Annotated in this window: 17 protein-coding genes; 8 read left to right on the forward strand and 9 right to left on the reverse strand. The window is 65.8% G+C overall.

Translation table 11 applies throughout. The annotated features are described in order from the left end of the window. Positions 1-166: 166 nt before the first annotated feature. Together ACW9PK_RS00375 and ACW9PK_RS00380 are read right to left on the reverse strand one after the other, a co-directional pair. Entirely contained in the window at positions 167-4,180 is a 4,014-nt protein-coding gene (locus tag ACW9PK_RS00375) for a hypothetical protein (RefSeq protein WP_457016208.1), read from the reverse strand. Between the two features lie 188 nt (positions 4,181-4,368). Beyond that, complete coding sequence (locus ACW9PK_RS00380; protein WP_457016209.1) at positions 4,369-5,616, reverse strand: IS256 family transposase; 1,248 nt, start codon at positions 5,614-5,616, stop codon at positions 4,369-4,371. A gap of 451 nt (positions 5,617-6,067) precedes the next feature. Here ACW9PK_RS00380 and ACW9PK_RS00385 point away from each other — a divergent pair, with 451 nt between their 5' ends. Next, positions 6,068-7,603 carry a recombinase family protein gene (locus ACW9PK_RS00385; protein WP_167318555.1) on the forward strand — a complete coding sequence of 512 codons (1,536 nt, stop codon included), beginning with the start codon at positions 6,068-6,070 and terminating at the stop codon, positions 7,601-7,603. Positions 7,604-7,678: 75 nt separating this feature from the next. Here ACW9PK_RS00385 and ACW9PK_RS00390 read toward each other — a convergent pair whose 3' ends face one another. From ACW9PK_RS00390 to nrdF, 3 genes are all read right to left on the reverse strand, one after another. Beyond that, positions 7,679-7,885: a helix-turn-helix domain-containing protein gene (locus ACW9PK_RS00390; protein ID WP_167318556.1), complete on the reverse strand. Its 207-nt coding sequence runs from the start codon at positions 7,883-7,885 to the stop codon at positions 7,679-7,681. A 79-nt stretch (positions 7,886-7,964) separates the two neighbouring features. Further along, positions 7,965-9,128, reverse strand: a complete 1,164-nt coding sequence (locus ACW9PK_RS00395) for a tyrosine-type recombinase/integrase (protein ID WP_457016210.1) — start codon at positions 9,126-9,128, stop codon at positions 7,965-7,967. 468 nt (positions 9,129-9,596) lie between these two features. Next, the gene (nrdF, locus tag ACW9PK_RS00400; RefSeq protein WP_085105975.1) at positions 9,597-10,577 is read right to left on the reverse strand and encodes a class 1b ribonucleoside-diphosphate reductase subunit beta; all 981 of its coding nucleotides are present in this window, start codon (positions 10,575-10,577) and stop codon (positions 9,597-9,599) included. 303 nt (positions 10,578-10,880) lie between these two features. Here nrdF and ACW9PK_RS00405 point away from each other — a divergent pair, with 303 nt between their 5' ends. After that, complete coding sequence (locus tag ACW9PK_RS00405) at positions 10,881-11,063, forward strand: antitoxin (protein ID WP_457016211.1); 183 nt, start codon at positions 10,881-10,883, stop codon at positions 11,061-11,063. 158 nt (positions 11,064-11,221) lie between these two features. On the opposite strand, the gene zapE is transcribed toward ACW9PK_RS00405, so the two are convergent. Beyond that, the gene (gene zapE, locus ACW9PK_RS00410; protein ID WP_064846785.1) at positions 11,222-12,268 is read right to left on the reverse strand and encodes a cell division protein ZapE; all 1,047 of its coding nucleotides are present in this window, start codon (positions 12,266-12,268) and stop codon (positions 11,222-11,224) included. A gap of 275 nt (positions 12,269-12,543) precedes the next feature. Here zapE and ACW9PK_RS00415 point away from each other — a divergent pair, with 275 nt between their 5' ends. Continuing rightward, a complete protein-coding gene (locus tag ACW9PK_RS00415; protein ID WP_457016212.1) occupies positions 12,544-13,452 on the forward strand; it encodes a sulfurtransferase in 909 nt (302 codons plus the stop codon). Next, entirely contained in the window at positions 13,449-13,898 is a 450-nt protein-coding gene (locus ACW9PK_RS00420) for a SufE family protein (RefSeq protein WP_085105972.1), read from the forward strand. The genes ACW9PK_RS00415 and ACW9PK_RS00420 overlap by 4 nt, the downstream gene beginning before the upstream one ends. On the opposite strand, the gene ACW9PK_RS00425 is transcribed toward ACW9PK_RS00420, so the two are convergent. Then, entirely contained in the window at positions 13,864-15,114 is a 1,251-nt protein-coding gene (locus ACW9PK_RS00425) for an alpha/beta hydrolase family protein (protein ID WP_457016213.1), read from the reverse strand. The genes ACW9PK_RS00420 and ACW9PK_RS00425 overlap by 35 nt on opposite strands. A gap of 231 nt (positions 15,115-15,345) precedes the next feature. Here ACW9PK_RS00425 and msrB point away from each other — a divergent pair, with 231 nt between their 5' ends. From msrB to ACW9PK_RS00440, 3 genes are all read left to right on the forward strand, one after another. After that, the gene (gene msrB / locus ACW9PK_RS00430; protein WP_369795628.1) at positions 15,346-15,762 is read left to right on the forward strand and encodes a peptide-methionine (R)-S-oxide reductase MsrB; all 417 of its coding nucleotides are present in this window, start codon (positions 15,346-15,348) and stop codon (positions 15,760-15,762) included. Positions 15,763-15,899: 137 nt separating this feature from the next. Continuing rightward, a complete protein-coding gene (locus tag ACW9PK_RS00435; protein WP_312794101.1) occupies positions 15,900-16,481 on the forward strand; it encodes a DUF3000 domain-containing protein in 582 nt (193 codons plus the stop codon). Between the two features lie 133 nt (positions 16,482-16,614). Next, complete coding sequence (locus ACW9PK_RS00440; protein WP_457017243.1) at positions 16,615-17,877, forward strand: HRDC domain-containing protein; 1,263 nt, start codon at positions 16,615-16,617, stop codon at positions 17,875-17,877. Positions 17,878-18,006: 129 nt separating this feature from the next. Here ACW9PK_RS00440 and ACW9PK_RS00445 read toward each other — a convergent pair whose 3' ends face one another. After that, positions 18,007-18,477 (reverse strand): hypothetical protein, encoded by a 471-nt coding sequence (locus ACW9PK_RS00445; RefSeq protein ID WP_457016214.1) that lies wholly within the window; start codon positions 18,475-18,477, stop codon positions 18,007-18,009. 147 nt (positions 18,478-18,624) lie between these two features. Between ACW9PK_RS00445 and ACW9PK_RS00450 the strand changes: the two genes are divergently transcribed. Then, positions 18,625-19,104 (forward strand): Rieske (2Fe-2S) protein, encoded by a 480-nt coding sequence (locus tag ACW9PK_RS00450; protein ID WP_144996802.1) that lies wholly within the window; start codon positions 18,625-18,627, stop codon positions 19,102-19,104. 113 nt (positions 19,105-19,217) lie between these two features. Here ACW9PK_RS00450 and dxs read toward each other — a convergent pair whose 3' ends face one another. Next, positions 19,218-21,233: a 1-deoxy-D-xylulose-5-phosphate synthase gene (gene dxs, locus ACW9PK_RS00455; protein ID WP_457016215.1), complete on the reverse strand. Its 2,016-nt coding sequence runs from the start codon at positions 21,231-21,233 to the stop codon at positions 19,218-19,220. Positions 21,234-21,361: the final 128 nt, after the last annotated feature.

Consider the following 21,361-nt stretch of genomic DNA (forward strand, 5'->3'; position numbering starts at 1 on the left):
AGGCGTGTAGGAACCTTCATCTTCGGGAGGCCTCGACCCCTATCCGGCGACCGACGCGCCGACCCCAACTACACCCTGGATCCTGAAGAGCCGAAAAACCGTTGCCCAACACGTGCTATCCAAAGCTTGCACTGAAGAACCTGGACGCGACTCGTTCCACTTCGGATTAAGACAGTTGAAACAGTCCTGGAGCAGAGTGGGGATCGATATCCCACTCCAATGCCATAAGGCGCGCCGCGCCCAGAGCGATGGTGAGTTCTGTCTGCTCACCCGCTGTAACCATCCGCAGCATCTGACTGGCGATGCCACCGCCAGTGGCGTCGCCGGACTCCTCATTCGTCAACTCCTCTTCGAGGGCGTCCAGAAACAAGACGATCTGCTCAATTACCGCGTCCGTTGGCGCTTGCTTGATGGCCCTCTTCGATCGAGCAAATCCCTGCTTCGCGTCTTTCAGAACCTGAACGACAGTGTCATGCGCTCGCTGTTGCTCACTGAGCGCCAAGACTCCTGACGCAACTTGAACCGAAGCGACCGTCGCGTCGAGCGACTCAGTCAGGGGGATGTCGTGCGGGTCGGGAAGCTCGGTTGCCCAGGGTCCGAGCGCGCCTGTTGGTAGTAGAGAAGTGATCAGGGACATCGTGAGCGATTCGACGGGCTTCCCGTCACGTATCGGAAGGAGCACAAACTTCTCTCCGGGCAGTCCTGCCGTCTGGAGGGCAGCAACAATCTCTTCAAGCGCGTTTCCCCAGGTGACCAGCGACGGCACATCGAGCGCTATGAGCCGTTCGGGGACCAGTTGATATCGGTCACTCGTAGGCATGTGCACACGGAATTGCCAACCAATGCTCCTACCGACTTGTTCCAGCTCGGATTTCCGAGCTTGCAGCCTCCGTCTTGTAAGGGTTCGGGCAGCGTCGGCTGCTCTGCCGAGTGCGCCCTCACGCTTTCCGGCGCGGGCCGCACGCACGAGAGCCACATTTACAGATGAGTCTGCGGCAAGCGCGGCGACCGCAGCGAGGAGGCGATGCAGATCGGCTTCGAGCGATCTCAGGCTATCCGGGAATGTGTCGTAGCCCAGTAGGTGCCACGGCTCCTCCTGCGCAAGGTGGAGCGACTTTGCGATCACATGGTCGCTGAGGTGCGCCGCAAGCGCCGCAGGGTTGTCCAGTTTCATGAGTCGTGGGAATACATTGCCAGTGAGGTCTGTCACGAGGCCCGAGAGTGGGTCTACGGTCAAGGATGACACCCCTTGATCTCCGGTGACGTCAAGCGCTCGTGGACGTCCGTTGAGGCGCGGACCGATCTGGTTGGCGTCTTCGCCGAGAGTGTTTATCTGCTCCGCAAGCTGATTGGTGTCAATACCTCGTACATCTGCAGCAGTGAATGCGTTTCCGACTACGCGTGTGAGTCGAGAGGCAGCCTCGATGAGGGGAAGCGCGGCCGAGAGACGTTCTGTATCGGTGGCCCCGAGCACTGCGTTGGTGACTCGCATGCGTTCTTGGTTCCAGGCCACCGATAGTTCAGAGTGATCGTACTCTCGGCGGAGTGCAGTGGAACCGAATTGGTAATCGCTGATCTGGTAGTCGTGGCCCCCTGGGAGCAGCAACTTGACGTCGACGTGCGTGGTTCTGGGAAAGCATCGCAGAAGGAGTCGTCCAAGCTTGATCACTCGGTCGTGAGGGTCGCCATGAGTGGCATCGGAGACATGAAGAACGCGAGCGTAGGCGACCGCTTCGCCGCTAGATTCATCGATCCGGAGGTCGAGTATCCACGGATCGGCATACCTGATCTTGGCCTCGATCTCGGGCTCTCCACCGCATGACTGAATGAGTGTCTGAGCAAGGTCGGGATTGAGAGAGTTCGCTGTCGCTAGGAAGTTTGCAAGCTGTGTGACCGATGCGCGTTGCATCGCATCGCCCAGAGGGCTGGAGTTCAGAAGCGCGGATTGAGATTCAACGGTGATGTCGACCGGGCTTTCCTGGTGCTCGAACAGAAGCTCATTCGCGAGGTCGAGGTCGTCTATTGCGACAAAGTCCTCGGCGAGTTGCCGAGCACCGATCGCTGCGATCAGCGCTGACCCGCGTGAAGATTCGGGCGATGCAGCCATGTCCGCGACGGCGCGGTTGAACTCCTCTGGAAAAAAGTCAGGAAGAACAGTGCCCGCAATGGCACAGAGTTGTGCGACAGGCTTATTTGCTGGAGGGATTCCATATCTTTCGGCTATCTCAGTCCATTTAACCGCCCGTTCGTAGAAGTCATAGAGGCGCAAGCCTCGCAGATAGGCGGCTAGCTTCTTGACATCGCCGGATTCGCGCAGCGCGGACTCGTGAATCAGCCGGTCCAGTTCTGGTTCGTCCCTGAGTGCATTGGGGACGAATCGCCTGACTTGTTCGGGAACGAGAAGGGCGAGGAGACGACTGAACGTGTGGTCAAGAGTTGGAGGCGGTTGGTCGTGGATGGCTTTGGAAATGGCGGTCGATCGCAATTGATGCACGCCGGAGATCGTTCCGTTGCGCTCGACCAACAGATGCTCTTCCGCCAAACGCGCGAGAGGCCCCCGAAGTTCGAGCTGAGTCACTCCGCAGGCTTCCGCAGCCTTGTCTACGGGTAGCGTGGCCGACCAGCGATCTGCGGTGGTAGAAAGGCTTAACAAGTCGAGTTCGATATTTCTTTGTTCAGCGATGCGACGGCGCACCTGGTCGCCGATCACAGCATCTATGCGTTCTCCACGCGTGAGCAAGTGGGTGAACTCAAGGGTGAGTCCCCCGGATTGTTCGAACGCCTCTCTCCAGTGAGGCGACTCTGTTGCCTTTCGTTCATGCAGACCGTCGAAGATCACCTCAGCGGCGTCTTCGTCCAGATCCACGGTGATGATGGCGCAGCCTGATAGGTCTCCAAGTGAGATGAGGTCTTCGTGCCGCGCAGTCGAGATCATGAACAGGCCCGGTGTCGCAGCCGCTTCCTCGCGTAGCTGAGACCATCCGCTGAACTGGCCTGCACCGGCTGCATCGATGAGGAGACCGATGGGGTTCGTGTCAGAAACCTGGTACGAACGACACAGCCTCAGCACCTCGGGAACGTCAAGGGAAGACAACCGGTTTAGACGGAACCACAGGACGCCCGGGAGAGCATGCGGGATCGACCAAAGCAGAGCGCTCTTCCCGACGCCAGATGGTCCGGTCAAGATAACGGATGAGGTTTCTTGCACTCCGGTTACCGTTTCGCCGATGAGCTCGCTCCGCGGCACCACCAGACCCGCCGCAACATGGCCTGGTTGTGTCGCGACGCCCTCGTAAAAGCGGGCGTCGTGGAGTTCTTCGGTGAGCGACAAAGGCGAACAGAGGCCAAGAGTAATAGCTGCTTCGAGCGCATCGAGGTCAACCTGTTCAATGAAGTCCTGGCTCCGACGTATCAGCTCGTTCCGATCGAGAGAGTGCCTACCGGCGTAGCCGACTGGTGCGTTCAACCTGGCAGTCTCGGCTGTGATGGTGCGGAGCTCACGTGCCAGGTAGTCAAGGACCGACGGCCGCAACATTTCGAAAGCCGTTCCCAGCAACGTTCTGCTGTTCTCATCCAGATAAGACCAGGAGACTCCAAATACGACTGTGCGATCAAACAGCTCGTGAACATCACTCTCGCCAAGCCCGTGCTTCTTCGCCGCAGTAGCGATGCTGGCCCGCAGTCGCGAATCTTGTCCGAGCGATTTGCCAAGCGGTCTATCGAACTCTCCGAGTTCAGTTTCGCCTTCAATGCCTCGCTCAAACACAACGATGAGAGTGTATGAATCGTCGCCACGATTACGGTGTCGGAGCCAGGCGTCAACGACGTCGCCACTTGCCTTCCCCACGGGGAATGCTCCCAAGTGCTCGCCTCGCGACTTCACCTGAACATGCCGCGAGGCCTCGGACTCAATTGTGATGTCTTCGAGCCCCTCGGGAACGAGCGCTTCGGCTTGGAGATCACTAGCAATCAGCCGAGCAGCAAGCCAACCCGCGACCGTGTGCTGAAAATCGAAACCTCTGCTTGCCCAAGCGCCGCTTCTTGTTCCGCTCCACTCATCAATGAGGCGAGCCGAATCATCCTGCTCGGCGAGCACCGCCGGGACCGCTAAGGGAGCGACAGCGGGTGAGCGACGCAACTGCTGTCCTCGCTTGCCACGCTTCGACTTTTTCTTGGCCACCACACAATTCTCCCAGACGCCGCCGACATATACAGTGCGCTGCCACTCGTGTTCAGCGTCGGATGGATGCGCTCTCTTCGTGGGAAGACAACGTGCATCACACCACGCTCGCTGTCTCCTCCTGAGAGGTCAAGACCGAACGTGGGAGGTCAAGCCCCGAGAAGTGGTGTAGCGATCTTTCGTAGGGGTCAGGCAGTGAGGGCGGTCAGGGGGTCGGGGATCACCTCGCTTCCGGTGCGGGCCACGGGGGTGAGCCGGCAACGGGTGAGGACCTCGAGTCCGAGGTAGCGGCGGCCCTCGGCCCACTCATCGGTCTGCTCGGCCAGCACCGCGCCCACGAGGCGAACGATGGCGGCTCGGTTGGGGAAGATCCCGACCGCGTCGGTGCGCCGGCGGATCTCCTTGTTCAGCCTCTCGGCGGGGTTGTTGGACCAGATCTGCATCCACACGTCTTTCGGGAAGCCGGTGAAGGCCAGCAGGTCCTCCCGGGCGTCGGCCAGGTGCTCAGCCACCTCGGGCAGCTTCTCGGCGACGTAGTCGATCAGCCGGTCGAACTGGGCGTTCACCGCGGCGGCATCGGGCTGGTCATAGACCGAGTGCAGCATCGCCTTCACGGCCGGCCACATGCTCTTCGGGCAGATCGACATGAGATTGGCCGCGTAGTGGGTGCGGCACCGCTGCCAGGACGCCCCGGGCAGGTGCGCGGCGATCGCGTCCTTGAGACCGGCGTGGGCGTCACTGGTGACCAGGCGGACTCCGCCCAGGCCCCGGGCCACCAGGTCGGCGAACAACTCGTTCCACGCCGCCCCGGTCTCGGCCGTGGCCACCCGCATCCCGAGGACCTCCCGGTGGCCGTCGCCGTTGACCCCGGTGGCCAGCAGCACGACCGCGTTGACCACCCGCCCGCCCTCTCGGACCTTCATGGTCAGCGCGTCGGCGGCGACGAACGTAAAAGGGCCGGCCTCGTCCAGTGGCCGGTGGCGGAAGGACTCCACGTGCTCGTCGAGGTCACCGGCCATGCGCGAGACCTGGGACTTCGACAGGGAGTTGATGCCCAGGGTCTTCACCAGCTTGTCCATCCGACGGGTCGAGACCCCGGCGAGGTAACAGTCGGCGACCACGGTGATCAGCGCGGACTCAGCCCGTTTGCGCCGCTCCAGCAACCACTCGGGGAAGTAGGTGCCGGTGCGCAGTTTCGGCACGGCGACGTCGATCGTGCCGATGCGGGTGTCGAGCTCACGGTGCCGGTAGCCGTTGCGCTGCGCAGACCGGGTCGGGGTGGGCTTGCCCCATTCGGCGCCGACCACCGCCTCGGCATCAGCAGACAAGAGAGCGTTGATCACCGTCTGCAACAAGCTGCGCATCAGATCCGGGGACGCGTCGGACAGGGCTTCGCCGAGCAGGCCGGCAGGGTCGACAATGTGAGGAGCGGTCATCGTGATGATGTCCTTTCGAGGGTGCTGTGAGAGGTGAACTCGAAAGATCTCACGGTGGCCGCGCTCTCGTCGGCGACGACGAGCAAGACCACCGCGCTACACCACTATCGGGGGCTCAACTACGTGGGACTGCTGTACATCTGTGGGCGTTGATGAGTTGCTTCGGAAGACAGCCTCGAAGGATGGCGCTGTTCCTGAGCTTCTCAGCGGGTCCGCGGCACCGCCAAGCGGCGGTTCTTCATCACCCATTCAGCGCTGCGGGCTCCGCCATCAGCCCTTTGCCCAGGTCCCAGGAACCCCGCCGTACGTCCTATTCCTCGATGAGTCGAACAATGGGAGGTATGGCACCGCGAACATCCGGGTGATTCCGCGGTTTTCGACCGGCGTCTTCCCGCCACGCTATGACAGGTTGACGGGGCAAGGAGCCTCGTCGTGTCGAGAGGAACCTGTCATGGGATCACTGACGTACCTGTCCGTTATGGACAAGAACAAGCCCTCAGCAATAACACCCGTCAGAGCGTTGATATATGCGCGAGCGTCGCAGGACCGGCTCAAACTGATGCGGTCAATCGGTGATCAGGTCAGTGATTGCCGATCGTGGTGCCAACCACTGGGGTGGACGGTCGTCCGCGTCCTGAGAGACGCCGACCGCTCCGCTTCCGAGTGGCGGACTAAGGACCGAGGAGGTTTCCAGGAAGCCCTGCAACTCATCGAGTCAGGGAAGGTCGATGGTTTCGTCACCTGGGAGCCATCCAGAGCCGGCCGGGATCTCGAGATCTACCTCCAACTACGTGCCGCCTGCCAAGCAGCAGGAGTTCTCTACATGACGCAAGGCCGAGTCTCCGACTTCACTCGCTCCGACGACAGCTTCATGCTCGGATTCGAGTTCCTGCGAGCCGAAGCCGACGCACATACGATGCGCGAACGGCAGATCCGCACTGTACGCCTCCTGGCAGAGAAGGGACGCCCGCACGGGCGAATACCTTATGGTTATCGACGCGTTTACGACACGAACACAGGCCAACTCATCGGCCAAGAGCCGGATCCGCACACCGGCGAACTCGTAAGGCTGATGGCACGGCGGATTATCTCCGGTACACCAGTCAGAACGATCGCGAACGATCTTCAAGACCGGGGAGAGCCAACACCTCAAAAATCCCACGATGGGAAAATCACCTCAGCGTGGACATCGATGACGGTGAAGCAGATCATGCAGAACCCCACCATCGCGGGGAAACGCGTCTACCGCGGGGAGATCATCGGTGACGCCGCGTGGGAGCCGTTGATCTCCATCGAGGATTTCGCACGGGTCCAACGGCTCCTGTCCGATCCATCACGGCGAGTGCACGAGTCCGGGACGGTAACCCCGAAATCGTTGCTGTCACACATCGCGATATGTGATTGTTGCAGGCATCCGCTTCGTCGCGTCCTCGACAGACCCCACGGCGATGCCCCTCGAAAGGTGCGATACCAGTGCCGTTTCCGCGGCTGCTACAAGATATCCATCAGCGCAGCACCCGTCGAGGAGTACGTCGTCGACTACGTCCTCGCCTGGCTTTCGCGTCCTGCAAACGCCGCATTGCTGATCGGCGAAGACGACGAATGGGTCTCGCAGTCCGTCGGAGCACGCGAGCATCTCGCAAAACTGGAGGCGAGACTCCAGGAGGCAATAGACGGTTGCGCGAATGGCGATGTCAGTCTCGGACTGCTCAGCGGTATCGAGAAAAAGCTCGTCCCGATGATTGAGCGCGCGCGACACCAGTTGGCGTTGCCCATCGTTGACCGCGCGATCAGAGATCTCGTCAACGCCGAAGACATCTCCATCGCTTGGAATGGACTCGCATTCGCAGAACAGCGAAGGATCACCAAGGCTCTCTTCGGGGTGCGCATCACTCCGGCTCCCCGAAGGTCGGCAGGAGGGGCGTTTCAGCACGAGCGCGTCGTGATCACCGCGCGAGCCGTAGGCGCTGGAACGGTGCAGGGATGACGCGGCTGTCTTCGAGCTGACACCGGCGTCAGTCACGGTGGGCGGGTCCTCCAGGACCCGCCCACCGCACGTCTCTCACCTCGTGGTCGGCATCTCGACGATGAGTCTCTGATCGAGCTCGTCGAGGTCGACCCGGACAAGACGTCCGGCCTTGTAGCCGTGGATCGTTCCGTCCGAGATCCTGCGGCGAAGTGTCTTGGTGGACACTCCGAATCTCGACGCAGCCTCCGCCAGTGATACAAGGTTTCGTGCCGTGGTATCGGCGCGACTCTGGTTTGTCATCGTGGTTCCTCTCCGTCAGCCAACGATTACTGATTCTCAGGTGCGTGCCACAGCCCCGTGCTGACTTGATGGCATGGCTCTAGGCGGCCCCGAGTGCGGTTTCCACGCGAGCGCTAAGACGATCGGCGAGTTCGCGATCACGGGTCATCGTGGAGTGCTGGTATCGCAGCACGACGCGCATGTCGGAGTGCCCGCCGCGTCGCATCAGCTCGGCCAATGTTGCGCCTTCCTGGGCGAAGATCGTCAAGCCGGTATGCCGCAGGTCGTGGAATCTGAATCTGTTCGGCACGCTATCCACTGCTTCGCGAGCCGCGCCCCAGATGTATCCCCACCGCGTGTGCGACAGCGGCACGCTCCCCCGCGTGCTGACCGGCACGACCGGCGCCTTAGCTTCTGACGCCACGTAGTCCTCCAGATACTTCCTCAAGGGCTCCAGCATGATCCGTGGCACGCTCAGCGCCCTCTTCCCTGCCTCGCTCTTCGGTTCGGAAAAATCGCCTGTGTTCACGTTGAGTTGCCTGCGCACGTGCAGGGTCGCTCCCCCGTCCGGGTGCCATTCGATATCCCTGCGCTGTAGGCCCAGGCACTCACCGCGGCGCAGCTGGCACCAGGCGGCGAGCAGGATCGTGATCGCATACCGGTCCGGCGTCGCTTTGTACAGGGAATCGACCTGGGAAGGAGTGGCGACGTCTTCACTTTCGTCATGCTCGGCATCGTGACGCACCGATTCCTGCTTGGGGATCGAGACACTCGGCGCGGCCGGGATGATCCCGTCCCGGGCAGCCTGCCTGAGAATCATCATGAGCACGGTCAGGACCGGTCGTGTGATGCCGTTGAACTTCGACTTCGGGTTCAGTGGAGACGGTATCTGGTCCAGACGTGTGGTCATGACCTTGATCCGGTCGATGTCGATCTCGCGCACCGGGGTGTCGCCGAACTCCGGAATCAGGTAGCCGTCGACTTTGCTCGCATACGAGCGTACCGTTCCGGCCGCGCGTCGTTTGCCGGAACGGTTGGGTTCTGTGCGGATCATCTCGATCCAGCGCTTGGCGTAGGTCGTGAACCCGACCGAGCGTGTTTCGTCGGCGGCGGCAGCAGCGCGCCGCCGCCGCTTGGCGACGACCGCGGGTGGCTCCCACTCCCCTCTTGAGATCCTGGTGTGCATGCCGGCCAGCCAGGTGCGGGCGTCCGTCTTCGTGAGAAACGTCAAAGACTTGTCGTCCTCGGTTCGTGCCGTGTACATCCGGCCATCAGGGGCCGAGTAGCGGGCCTGCCATCGGCCCGAGGGCAGCTTACGGATCCGACCCCATCCCTCTCGCCTCGATGCAACCCTACCTGTCTTCTGAGTGGTGCTCATCGTGTCCTCCCCTGACCTCGAACGGATGTCAGGGAGCTCTCGTGCCCCTCATCGGAAGCACGTCGCAAAACCCCTGGTCAACAGGCTTTTTCTCGACATTCAGAGCGTGCTGAAAGGCACGAAGGGGCAAGACCCAAGGGGTGTGCCAGACCCAAATTTCTCCTGGCGATCCACCTTGCTCCCACCATGCAGGTGTGTGCGTGCCCCCGGTGTGCCCTACTGAATGGGTGTTGATGTTCATCGTCGTCCTCTCCTGTCGTGTTGGAGAGGGCACAAAAAAGCCCCGAACCTGCGAAAACTCGCAGATCCGGAGCCCTTGACTACCCCTGAGTGGTCAGGAGCGGACCAGGACTTCTAGAAGTCCCAGTCCTCGTCCTCCGTGTTCACGGCCTTGCCGATCACGTAGGAGGAGCCGGAACCGGAGAAGAAGTCGTGGTTCTCATCCGCGTTCGGGGACAGCGAGGAGAGGATGGCAGGGGACACGTCCGTCATTTCCCGCGGGAACAGGGCCTCGTAGCCCAGATTGTTCAGTGCCTTGTTGGCGTTGTAGTGCAGGAACTTCTTGACGTCCTCGGTCCAGCCGACCGAGTCGTAGAGCGCCTCGGCGTAGGCCACCTCGTTGTCGTAGAGCTCGTCCAGCAGCTCGTACGTGTACGCCTTGAGCTCCTCCTGACGCTCCGGGGTCTCCTGCAGCAGACCACGCTGGTACTTGTAGCCGATGTAATACCCGTGCACGGCCTCGTCGCGGATGATCAACCGGATCAGGTCCGCGGTGTTGGTCAGCTTGGCGTGCGAGGAGAAGTACATGGGCAGGTAGAACCCGGAGTAGAACAGGAAGGACTCCAGCAAGGTGGAGGCCACCTTCTTTTTCAGCGGGTCGTCACCCTTGTAGTACGTCAGCACGATGTCGGCCTTGCGCTGCAGGTGCTCGTTCTCGCGCGACCAGCGGAACGCCTCGTCGATCTGCTTCATGGACGACAGCGTGGAGAAGATGGACGAGTAGGACTTCGCATGCACGGATTCCATGAACGCGATGTTCGTGTACACGGCTTCCTCGTGCAGGGTCTTGGCGTCCGGGATCAAGGAGACCGCGCCCACGGTGCCCTGGATGGTGTCCAGCAGGGTCAGGCCCGTGAACACCTTCATGGTGAGGTCCTGCTCCTCCGCCGTGAGCGTCTTCCACGACTGGACGTCATTGGACAGCGGGACCTTCTCGGGGAGCCAGAAATTGGACGTCAGACGGTCCCAGACTTCGGTGTCCTTCTCGTCCTGGACGCGATTCCAGTTGATGGCCTCCGCCGGGTGGCGGAGCAGTTCGACCTTCTCGGTGGTCATGGCGCGCACTGGCTCCTTCGTGGATGGGGGTTCCCGCCCCGCTGGATGACGCCGACGGCGCTCGGCGGGCGAGCGCTGCACACCGGTTCTCGCGGGGTCGGCTGGCGCGCGGGACGACTTCCCAGGGTACTCCACTTCAGGCGGGAACGAACGGGGCCCGATTCCTTCCACCCCGGACCCATCGCGTCATATTCCCTCAGGGTGAACCCCGTGTCGGGATCCTTCCGTATGTGACGGAAGTCGTGCAGGATGAACGTACCGACCCGACACCGGGCTGGTTCACCTACCGGAAGGACACAGATCATGCCGGATCTCGGAGGACTCGCGGACAAGGCCAAGGACGCCGCCGGAAACCACCAGGACAAGGTCGACCAGGGCATCGACAAGGCGGGCGACGCCGTGGACGAGAAGACCGGTCACAAGTTCGAGGGCCAGGTCGATCAAGGCCAGGACACCGCGCGCGATCGGCTCAGCGGCAACGAGTGATCTGCACCGCCGACGTGAGAACGGGGTCCCTTCCGATCGGAAGGGACCCCGTTCTCACGTCGGCTCGAGGGTGCGCCCCACGGGCTCGAGGGCTCCTCTCACGGACCGGTCACCCGCGCGGGGACGACGCCGCGGCGTCGCCACCGCTCTCGCGGGTCTCAGGCCTCGTCCGCCTCCCGGGCGAGTGCCGTGAGGCGGGAAACCGCCCGGTAGTACTTCTTCTGGTAGCCGCCGGCCATCATCTCCTCCGTGAAGACGCGGTCGAACGGCACGCCCGTGGAGAGGATGGGCAGGTCCCGGTCGTACAACCGGTCCGCGAGCACCACAAACCGCAGCGCTACCGCTTGCTGGTCGATCGTGCGCACCCCGCGCCACGCGATCGCGTCCAGGCCCTCGATCAGCGCACGGTAGCGCGAGGGGTGCACGCGGGAGAGGTGTTCCACGAGCGCGTCGAAGTCGTCGATCGCCACACGCCGACCCGCGAAGTGCTGTTCGACGGCGGCGTCGAGCGCGGCGTCGTCGGGCAGGGGCGACGGCGCGTTCGGCAGTCCGCGGTGACGGTAGTCCTCGCCGTCGATGCGCACGACCTCGAACTGGGAGGACAGCACCTGGATCTCACGCTGGAAGTCCTGCGCCGCGAACCGGCCTTCGCCCAGGGAACCGGGCAAGGTATTGGACGTGGCCGCGAGCTTGACGCCCGCGTCCGCGAGTTCGCGCATGAGCCGGGACATCAGCACGGTGTCCCCGGGGTCGTCGAGCTCGAACTCGTCGATGCACACGAGGGTGTATTCCTTCAGGGCGTCCACGGTGCGGCGGAACGTGAGCGCACCCACCAGGTTGGTGTACTCCACGAACGTGCCGAACGCCTTGGGCCCGGGCACGGCGTGCCACAGGGACGCGAGCAGGTGGGTCTTGCCCACGCCGAACCCGCCGTCCAGGTAGATCCCCTGCGCCGCGCCGGAACTCTTCTGCCCGCCGAAGAGTTTGGAGAAGAACCCGCCACCGGAGGCGCCGCCCCCGGACGCGCCCGCCGCGAAGGTCTTGAGCTTCTCGACCGCCTGTGCCTGCGAGGGCTGGGACGGATCCGGGCGGTACGTGTCGAACGACACCTCCCCGAAGCGTTCGGACGGGGTGAAACCGGCCAGCAGTTCATCGGCCGAGACGCGTGGATCGCGCTCCACGAGGTGTTCGATCTGAGTGCTCACGTGACAGGGCCTCCCGACCGGTTCCGGATCGCGCGCCGCGGCGGGCGCGCACCGGGACCGGTCCTGCGGTAAACGGACAGTACGTGGGACGCGCCGGGCGTCCCGTTCTCCCCCGATGCTACCGGTCAGCCCGTGGTGAACACGGCGACCGCGTATGACGGCGCACGCGGGCCGGCATGCGCCGGGTGCGCGCGCACCACTACGCTGGAGAACGAGACGCGCACGGCACGTGCGTGCGCAGCGCCCACGACAGCACAAGGACAAGGAGAAGTCTCATGGCTGTAGAAGCAGAGCAGAACGACGCGTTCGCGCAGTACGCGCACCCGGAACGTCTGGTGTCCACGCAGTGGGTGGCCGATCACGTCGGCACGCCCGGCGTCGTCGTCGTCGAATCGGACGAGGACGTCCTGCTGTACGAGACCGGGCACATCCCCGGGGCCGTCAAGGTGGACTGGCACACGGACCTCAACGAACCGGACACCCGCGACTATGTGAACGGGGAGCAGTTCGCCGAGGTGATGTCCCGCAAGGGGATCTCCCGCGACGACACTGTGGTGATCTACGGCGACAAGTCCAACTGGTGGGCCGCCTACGCCCTGTGGGTCTTCACGCTGTTCGGTCACCGGGACGTGCGCCTGATGAACGGCGGGCGCGACAAGTGGATCGCCGAGGGCCGCGAACTGACCACGGACGCGACCCCCGTGACCCCCACCGAGTACCCCGCGGTGGAGCGGGACGACTCCGTGATCCGCGCGTACCGCGAGGACGTGCTGGCCGCACTGGGCACCACTCCCCTGATCGACGTGCGCTCTCCCCAGGAGTACACGGGCGAGCGCACCCACATGCCCGACTACCCGCAGGAGGGCACGCTGCGCGGCGGACACATCCCCACCGCGGCGTCCGTGCCGTGGGCCCGGGCCGCCGCCGAGGACGGGACGTTCAAGTCCCGCGAGGACCTCGACGCCATCTACCGCGAGGAGGTCGGGCTCGGGCAGGACGACGACGTGATCGCGTACTGCCGCATCGGCGAGCGTTCCTCGCACACGTGGTTCGTGCTGACCCACCTGCTGGGCTTCGACAACGTGCGCAACTACGACGGGTCCTGGACCGAGTGGGGCAACGCCGTACGCGTGCCCGTGGCGCAGGGTGAGGAACGCGGCGAGGCCCCCGGGGCCGCGCGGTGAGCACCCAGGACCTGCCCGAACAGTTGCGGGAGCTGGTGACCGAGTTCCACGAGGTCCCGGAACCCGACAAGCTGCAGTTGCTGCTCGAGTTCTCCCGTTCGCTGCCCGCGCTGCCCGCGCGGCTCGGCGAGCACCCGGAGGAACTCGAGCAGGTCACCGAGTGTCAGTCACCGTTGTTCCTGACCGTGGAACTGGACGGGTCCGGTGCGGACGCACCGGTCGCCCTGTTCTTCTCCGCGCCGGCGGAAGCGCCCACCACGCGCGGTTTCGCGTCCATCCTGCACGAGGGGCTCAACGGCCTGCCGGCGTCCCAGGTGTTGGACGTGCCCGACGACCTGCCGGAACGCTTCGGGCTGACCAAGCTGGTGTCCCCGCTGCGCATGCGCGGGATGTCCGCGATGCTCGGTCGGATCAAACGCCAGATCCACGCCCGGCTCGGCGAGTGAGCGCCGCGGGCAACCAGTCACGGATGGCCCGCTCGTAGCGTTTGCGGTCGATGTTCCATTCCTTGGTGTGCCGGGCCCCGGAGAACCCCACGAAGTCCACGTAGGGACTGCGATTGGCGAGTTCCACGGACCCGGCCACCGGGACCACCTCGTCGTCCGTGGAGTGCAGGATCAGGGTGGGCGTAGTGATGTCCTCCCAGCGGGAGAGCCAGTCCAGGGCATGCAGGTCCAGGGGCGCGGCCAGCCCGGTGATCCGCGGGCCCATCCGGTGGGAGATCAGGTCCGCCGCCATGCGACCCACGCGCCGCGGGATGCGGTGGATCCGGGTCTGGTGAGCCAGTAGCTCGTACCAGTCCACGACCGGCCCCGTGAGCACCAGCGCTCGGATGCGGTCGCGGTACTCGGTCAGTTCGGTCGTGCGCAACACAATGGCCCCGCCCATGGACCACCCGAAAAGCACGATGTCCGACGCTCCGTGGTCCAGCGCATAGCCGATTCCCGCCTGGATGTCCTCCCATTCGGTGAACCCCAGCCCGTAGCGCTGATCCGGGGTGGAGGGTGCCTCCTGGTCGTTGCGGTAGGACAAGATGAGGGAGTGCAACCCCAGTTCGTGGGCCACCCTGGCCCCGCGGATGCATTCCGGGCGCTGGGCGCCGCGGCCGTGCACCATGACCGCCCACGTGCCGGTGTGGTGTGCGGTGGCCGTGTCCCCGTCCGCGGGGATGACCCACGCGGGCGCGGGCCCCAGCGGCGTCTCCACGTGGATCTTGCCGTAGGCCAACCCGGCGTCCGACGGTCGCGCGTACACGGTCCCGGTCCACCACCCGCGCTTGCCCACCGCGAGTTCCCCGCGGTATACGCGTTCCACGAGCCGCGTGACGGTGCCCCCGGTCTGGTGCACGATGAAGCCGATCCGTGCGAGGCCGCGACCGTCGTCGAACCGTAGGGCGTACGTCCCGGCGACCCGGGTGTCCGGGTTCGCGGGCAGCGTGATCAGTTCCTGTCCCGAGTTGGGGTCCTTCTCGAGCTTGAGCACCTGGACGTTGCCGGGCCGGGTGGACGGGGTGACCACGTGGCGCGCGACGAGTGCCGCCAGACCTCCCGACAACGCGAACGTCGCCGACGCTGCTCCGATACTCGCGGCGGCGCCCACCACCGCGCCGCGGCGCCACGAGCGCGCGTTCGAATCCTGCCCGGGGGTGATCAGGGTAGTCATGTCGTCATTCTGGCACGCGCCGATCACGGGGACCTGGATGGCGGGCCGGTCACCGCAGGCACCCCGAATACACGGCGCGCGCGAGCGTCGAACGGCGGCTACGCGACGTCGTACGGGCATAACCGGCGCGAACGCGTGGTTGGACAGGGAGGAAGTCACATGACGACGAGAAGGAGGCGCCCCGTGACCACGGAGCCGAACCACGAGACGAGCGCCCGCACCGGCGGAGCCCTGAGCCCGGAGGCCGCCGCGGCGCGCACGGACGCGCAGTGGCGTGAACAACTGAACCCGCTCGAGTACCAGGTGCTGCGCCAGGCCGGGACCGAACGCCCCTTCACGGGCGAGTACGTGGACACCACCACGCAGGGCGTGTACGAGTGTCGCGCGTGCGGGGCCGAGCTGTTCCGCTCGGACACGAAGTTTTCGTCCCACTGCGGGTGGCCGTCCTTCTTCGCGCCGCTCGCGGAGGACCGGGTGCGCTACATCGAGGACACAACCATGGGGATGAAGCGCGTGGAGGTGCGCTGCGCGAACTGCGACTCGCACATGGGCCACGTGTTCGAGGGCGAGGGGTACGACACTCCCACGGATCTGCGCTATTGCATGAACTCGGTGTCCCTGCGTCTGGTTCCCGCGACGCAGGACTGAAGCGTCGATCCGACCCACCCCAGAGCGACGCACGGCGATACGCACGAGCGACACGATGTCAAACGCGCGGTGAAGGATAACGGTGTGGTTACTGTGACCTTGTGGGAGCGGTAACCGAGCTGAACAGCACTCCGGACGTGTTTCGCGCAGTCGTGCAAGCCCTGGAGACTGCCCGCTTCCGCCCGGAGATCGCACTGCGCCGTATCGTCCCCCCGCACGGACTTGCTCCGCACGCGATCTCCTTCGCCGCGGAAGTCGTCCGGGGTCCCCATCGGCGCAATACCGCACCCGACCGGCCCCGCACCGCGGACGACGCACCGGCGGCCGGGCGTTTCGTGGTGTTGTACGACGAGTCCTGCCCGCAGCCCTGGGAAGGTCCCTTCCGGATCGTGAGCTGGTTCCGGTCCCGCACGGACACCGCCATGGGCCGGGACGACCTGCTGACCGACGTCGGTTGGTCCTGGCTCACGGACACGCTCACCCAGCACGGTGCGCAGTTCACCGCCGAGGGCGGTACAGCCTCCCGCACGGTGGAGCGCCACTTCGGCAGCCTGACCGAACATGCAGACTCCGCCCAGGTGGAGGTGCGGGCGTCCTGGACCCCGGTGCCCCACATCGGCCCGCCGCACTGGGCCCTGACCCACCTGGGTGCGTGGGCCCAGGTGTTGTGCACCGCCGCCGGTCTGCCGCCCCATCACGAGGGCGTCACCTACCTGTAACCAGCCCCGTCATCCGTCCCGTCCGGCGGTGCGGATCACCCGCACCGCCGCCGATCCACCTTCCGAGGAACATCCCATCAACAGCAACGCCAAGGACCCCAGGCCCCCTCGAGCTCCGGAGGCACCCGAGATCGTGGTCCCCGGATTCGAGCATCTGCACATTCCCGCGACCGTGCATCTCAACGGCCCCGCAGAGGGGCTCCCCCGCGTGGTGGACACCGCCCGCGGCCTCACGCGCGCCGCGGAGCAACTGGCCGCGGCCACGGGTCCCGTGGCGATCGACACCGAACGCGCCTCGGGGTTCCGCTACGGGCAGCGCGCGTTCCTCGTACAGTTGCGCCGCGAGGGCGCGGGCACGATCCTGATCGATCCCGAGGCCGTGGGGTCCCTGACGGTCGTGAACGAGGCCCTGCGCGACGTCGAGTGGGTGCTGCATGCGGCCACGCAGGACATGCCCTGCCTCGCCGAACTGGACATGCACCCGGACCGGCTCTTCGACACCGAACTGGGCGGTCGGTTGCTCGGGCTGCGCAAGGTGGGCCTCGCCTCCATGACGGAGGAGCTGCTGGGATTCACGCTGTCCAAGGAGCACTCGGCGGTGGACTGGTCCCAGCGCCCGCTGCCCGTGGACTGGCTCAACTACGCCGCACTGGACGTCGAAGTGCTCGTGCAGCTGCGCTGGGCCACGGAGGATCGCCTGGTCCAGGCGGGCAAGCTCGACTGGGCGCTCGAAGAATTCGACCACATCCGCACCCTGCCCCCGCCCGCACCGCGCCAGGATCCGTGGCGGCGCACCCACGGCGTGGGCAACGTCCGTGGCCGGCGCAAGCTGACCGCGGTGCGCAATCTGTGGCAGGCGCGGGAGTCGCTCGCGCGGCACAAGGACCTCGCGCCCACACGGTTGCTCCCGGACTCGGCGATCGTGGCGGCCGCCAACGCGATGCCCCGCACCGTGCCGCAGCTCATGGCCACCCCGGGCTTCCACGGTCGCCTGGCCTCGCGCGAGGCCACCCGGTGGCTCACCGCGGTCCAGGACGCCCGCAACACCGAGGAGCCCGTCCCCGCCACGATCCCCTCCAACGCCCTCCCGCCGGTCAAGGGCTGGGATGCCAAGCGCCCGGAGGCAGCGGCGCGGCTCAAGGTCCTCAAACCCGCCGTGGCGGAACTCGCCGAGCACCTGGAGTTACCCACCGAGAACCTCCTGACGCCCGAACTATTGCGCCGGTTCTGCTGGCAGCCCCCGCGTTCCACCGCCGACGACGCCGTGGCCGCCCGGCTGCGCGAGCTCGGCGCCCGCTCGTGGCAGGTCGAGCACGTGACGCCCGTGATCGGGGCCGCGTGGCGTGAACTGCGCTCGCGGCGTCGGGCGGAGAAGACCACTGAGGTACACGAGTAGATCGAGGGCGCGGAGCCGGCCGTGCACCGGACCGCTCCGGCCACGACACGACAGTGGCCGTGCACCCACGAAGGTGCACGGCCGTTGTCACGCGGCGGCGCGGTCACATGACCCGTGCCGCCCGTCGCATCAGTTCTTCATGTCCTTGGCGTCCGGACCCGGGTGCGCGGGCTTCATGTCCACCTCGTCCTCGGTCACGGCGGGCTCGGGCAGCTCGGCGCCCGAATGGTTCGCGGGCGTACCGGAATCCTGACCGCCCTGGGAGGCATTCTGCTTCACGGCCTCGGCACCGCCCTGCGCCTTGTCCTTAACGGACGCGGCACCCTGGGCGGCCTTGTCCTTGACGGCGGCCGCGCCCTCGGAGGCCTTGGCGCCCACGGTGCCGGCGGCCTTCTGCGCGCCCTCGGCGAGCTTCTCGCCCACCACGGGGACCTCGGACTTGACCCAGTCCGTACCCTCGGAGACCTTGGCCTGGACCTTGGGGTCGTTCCAGGTGTTCAGCGCGCTCTCGCGCAGGGACTCGTAGCTCTTGCGACCGGACGCGGAGCCGACCACGAAGCCGATTCCGAAACCGGCGACGAATGCAAGACGTTTGATCATGGTGCCTTCCTTCCTGTACCGCGGACCGGGATCCACCCGTCCGCTCCTGGTCCCATCGTACTGAGGAAACACCCCGCCCCCGCGCCCCACGCCGCGCCGTGACCGGTCCTAGGATTGGAGTCACCGCGTCGAAAGGATCGCACCGCCATGACCGTCCCACCCCTGCCCGAGGACCCCGCCGCCCGGACCAAGACCCCCTCCCCCGCGTTGTTCACGCGCCGACGCGCCGTGGGTGCCGCCGGGATCGCCACTGTGGGCGCGGTCGGGTTGAGCGCGTGCGGTTCGGGCGGCGGATCGGACGACGACGCCGCGGCCGCCCCCACCGCGCCGGCCACCCCCGTGGACGTGGCCGCCGCCGCGGACATCCCCGTGGGGTCGGGGGTCAAGGTGGACTCCGGTGGTGTGCAGGCCGTGGTGGGACAGCCCACCGAGGGCACGTTCACCGCGTTCTCTCCCGTGTGCCCGCACGAGGGGTGCATCGTCAATCCCGCCAACCGGCAGTACGTGTGCCCGTGCCACAGCTCGGCGTTCGACATGGCCACGGGCGAGGTCAAGGGCGGGCCCGCACCCAGGGGACTCACTGAGTACCCGGTCACGGTGCGCAACGGGCGCGTCATCGTGGGCTGAACCGCGCGGATCCGTTCGCCACGCACCGCATCGGTCTGGCGACAAACGGCCCGTGGAGCAGCGTCCCCGGATCCGCATTCGTGGACCAGCGCGGGTGGATTAGCGCTGGTGGTTCAGCGTTCGTCGCGCGGTTGCTCCCCGGAGCGCGGCACGGTGAGCTGCGCGGCGTCTTCGGCCACGGGGCGCGCGTACGGGACCTTGGTGCCCAGGACGGACGCGAGCGTGTCCTGGGCGATGCGCTGGGCGGTCAACCCCGTGTGCTGCAGGATCTGCTCGCGGCTCGCGTGCTCGAGGAACTCGGTGGGCAACCCCACCTCGTTCAGCGCGGTGTCCACGCCCTGGGCGCGCATCTCCTGGCGGATGAGCGAACCGATGCCCCCGGCGCGCACACCGTCCTCGATCACCACCACGATCCGGTGCGTCGCTGCCTGCTCCACGACCGCCTGCGGCACGGGCAGCACCCAGCGGGGGTCCACCACGGTGGAGGAGACACCGTGGGCGGCGAGGCGTTCGGAGACGTCCAGCGCGGTGACGCACATGGCGCCCACGCCTACGATCAGCACGTCGCGGTGATCCACGCCCTTGCCGGAGGCCTCGCCGTTGCGGGCGAGGACGTCCACCCCGCCGCTCAGTCGCGCGAGGGCGGGCAGCGGCGCACCCACCGCGCCCTTGGGGTAGCGCACCACGGTGGGTGCGTCGGAGACGGCAACCGCCTCGCGCAGCTCCTCGACCATGGTGGCCTCGTCCCGCGGGGCCGCGAGGTGCAGCCCCGGCACGATCTGCAACAGTGCGAGGTCCCACATCCCGTGGTGGCTCGGCCCGTCCGGGCCGGTGACGCCCGCGCGGTCCAGGACGACCGTGACGCCCGCGTGATGCAGGGCCACGTCCATGAGCAGCTGGTCGAAGCCGCGGTTGAGGAACGTCGCGTACAGGCCCACGACCGGGTGCAGCCCGCTGAACGCCATGCCCGCGGCCATGGTCAGCGCGTGCTGTTCGGCGATCCCCACGTCCACGACGCGCTGCGGGTGTGCCGTCTGCATCTTCTGCAGTCCCATGGGGATCAACATGGCGCCGGTGATGCCCACGATGTCCTCACGCTCATCCGCGATCGCGGCGATCTCGTCGCGGAAGACGTGCGTCCACGAGCGGGTCGAGGCGGTGCTCGTGGGTTTGCCCGTGGTGGGGTCGATCACGGGCACGGAGTGGAATTGGTCGTTCGCGTCCAGGCGGGCGGGCAAGTAGCCGTGGCCCTTCTCGGTGATGGCGTGGACGATGACCGGGCCACCGAAGTTGCGGGCATTCGTGAGTGCTTGTTCCATCGCGGCGAGGTCATGGCCGTCCACCGGACCCACGTACTTCATGCCGAGGTCCTCGAAGATCCCCTGCTGGACCACCACGTCCTTGATGCCCTGCTTCATCCCGTGCAGACCGCGGTACACGGCCTGGCCCAGGTGGCCCGAGGACGTCAGCAGGCGCTTAGCCTTCGCGAGGGTCTGCTCGTAGCGGCGGTCCGTGCGCACGGCGTCCACGCCCTGCTGCACGCTGGCCTGCAGCTCGCGCAGGTGGTTCGCGAACCCGCCCACGGTGGGCGCGTAGGAGCGGCCGTTGTCGTTGACCACGATCACGACTTTGCGGTCCCGGTCCGAGGCGATGTTGTTCACGGCCTCCCACGCCATGCCACCGGTCAGGGCGCCGTCCCCGATCACCGCGATGGTGTGCCGGTCGTCCTGGCCCGTGAGCGCGTAACCGCGCGAGATCCCGTCCGCCCAGGACAGGGACGACGACGCGTGGGAGGACTCCACGATGTCGTGTTCGGACTCCGCGCGGGACGGGTAGCCCGCGAGGCCACCCTCCTGGCGCAGGGTGTCGAAGTCCTGGCGACCCGTGACGAGCTTGTGCACGTAGGACTGGTGCCCGGTGTCGAAGACGATTGAGTCCTGGGGCGAGTCGAACACGCGGTGCACCGCGAGGGTGAGCTCCACGACACCCAGGTTCGGCCCCAGGTGACCCCCGGTCGCGGAGACGTGGGTGATCAGGAAGGAACGGATCTCGGCGGCCAACTGCTCCATGGCCGCGGCGTCCAGCCCCCGTAGGTCTTCGGGTCCCTCGATGGTCTCCAGAAGCGTCATAGCCTACTCTCCGTGGATGTCTCGTCCTCTTCGGGCCCGCACCGGACGGGTGCTCGTCCGGCGGGGGGATCATGATGCGCCCGAATGCTCCGTCCGATCTTACTCGCCCTGGCCGGGGCCCCGTCCCG

It is taken from the genome of Kocuria sp. MNB10 (assembly GCF_054073685.1).

Bases quoted from the DNA above. Each gene is read 5' to 3' on its own strand.
- ACW9PK_RS00380 (WP_457016209.1), bottom strand. From the start codon at position 5,616: ATGACCGCTCCTCACATTGTCGACCCTGCCGGCCTGCTCGGCGAAGCC.
- ACW9PK_RS00385 (WP_167318555.1), top strand. From the start codon at position 6,068: ATGGGATCACTGACGTACCTGTCCGTTATGGACAAGAACAAGCCCTCA.
- ACW9PK_RS00390 (WP_167318556.1), bottom strand. From the start codon at position 7,885: ATGACAAACCAGAGTCGCGCCGATACCACGGCACGAAACCTTGTATCA.
- ACW9PK_RS00395 (WP_457016210.1), bottom strand. From the start codon at position 9,128: ATGTACACGGCACGAACCGAGGACGACAAGTCTTTGACGTTTCTCACG.
- nrdF (WP_085105975.1), bottom strand. From the start codon at position 10,577: ATGACCACCGAGAAGGTCGAACTGCTCCGCCACCCGGCGGAGGCCATC.
- ACW9PK_RS00405 (WP_457016211.1), top strand. From the start codon at position 10,881: ATGCCGGATCTCGGAGGACTCGCGGACAAGGCCAAGGACGCCGCCGGA.
- ACW9PK_RS00415 (WP_457016212.1), top strand. From the start codon at position 12,544: ATGGCTGTAGAAGCAGAGCAGAACGACGCGTTCGCGCAGTACGCGCAC.
- ACW9PK_RS00425 (WP_457016213.1), bottom strand. From the start codon at position 15,114: ATGACTACCCTGATCACCCCCGGGCAGGATTCGAACGCGCGCTCGTGG.
- ACW9PK_RS00445 (WP_457016214.1), bottom strand. From the start codon at position 18,477: ATGATCAAACGTCTTGCATTCGTCGCCGGTTTCGGAATCGGCTTCGTG.
- ACW9PK_RS00450 (WP_144996802.1), top strand. From the start codon at position 18,625: ATGACCGTCCCACCCCTGCCCGAGGACCCCGCCGCCCGGACCAAGACC.
- dxs (WP_457016215.1), bottom strand. From the start codon at position 21,233: ATGACGCTTCTGGAGACCATCGAGGGACCCGAAGACCTACGGGGGCTG.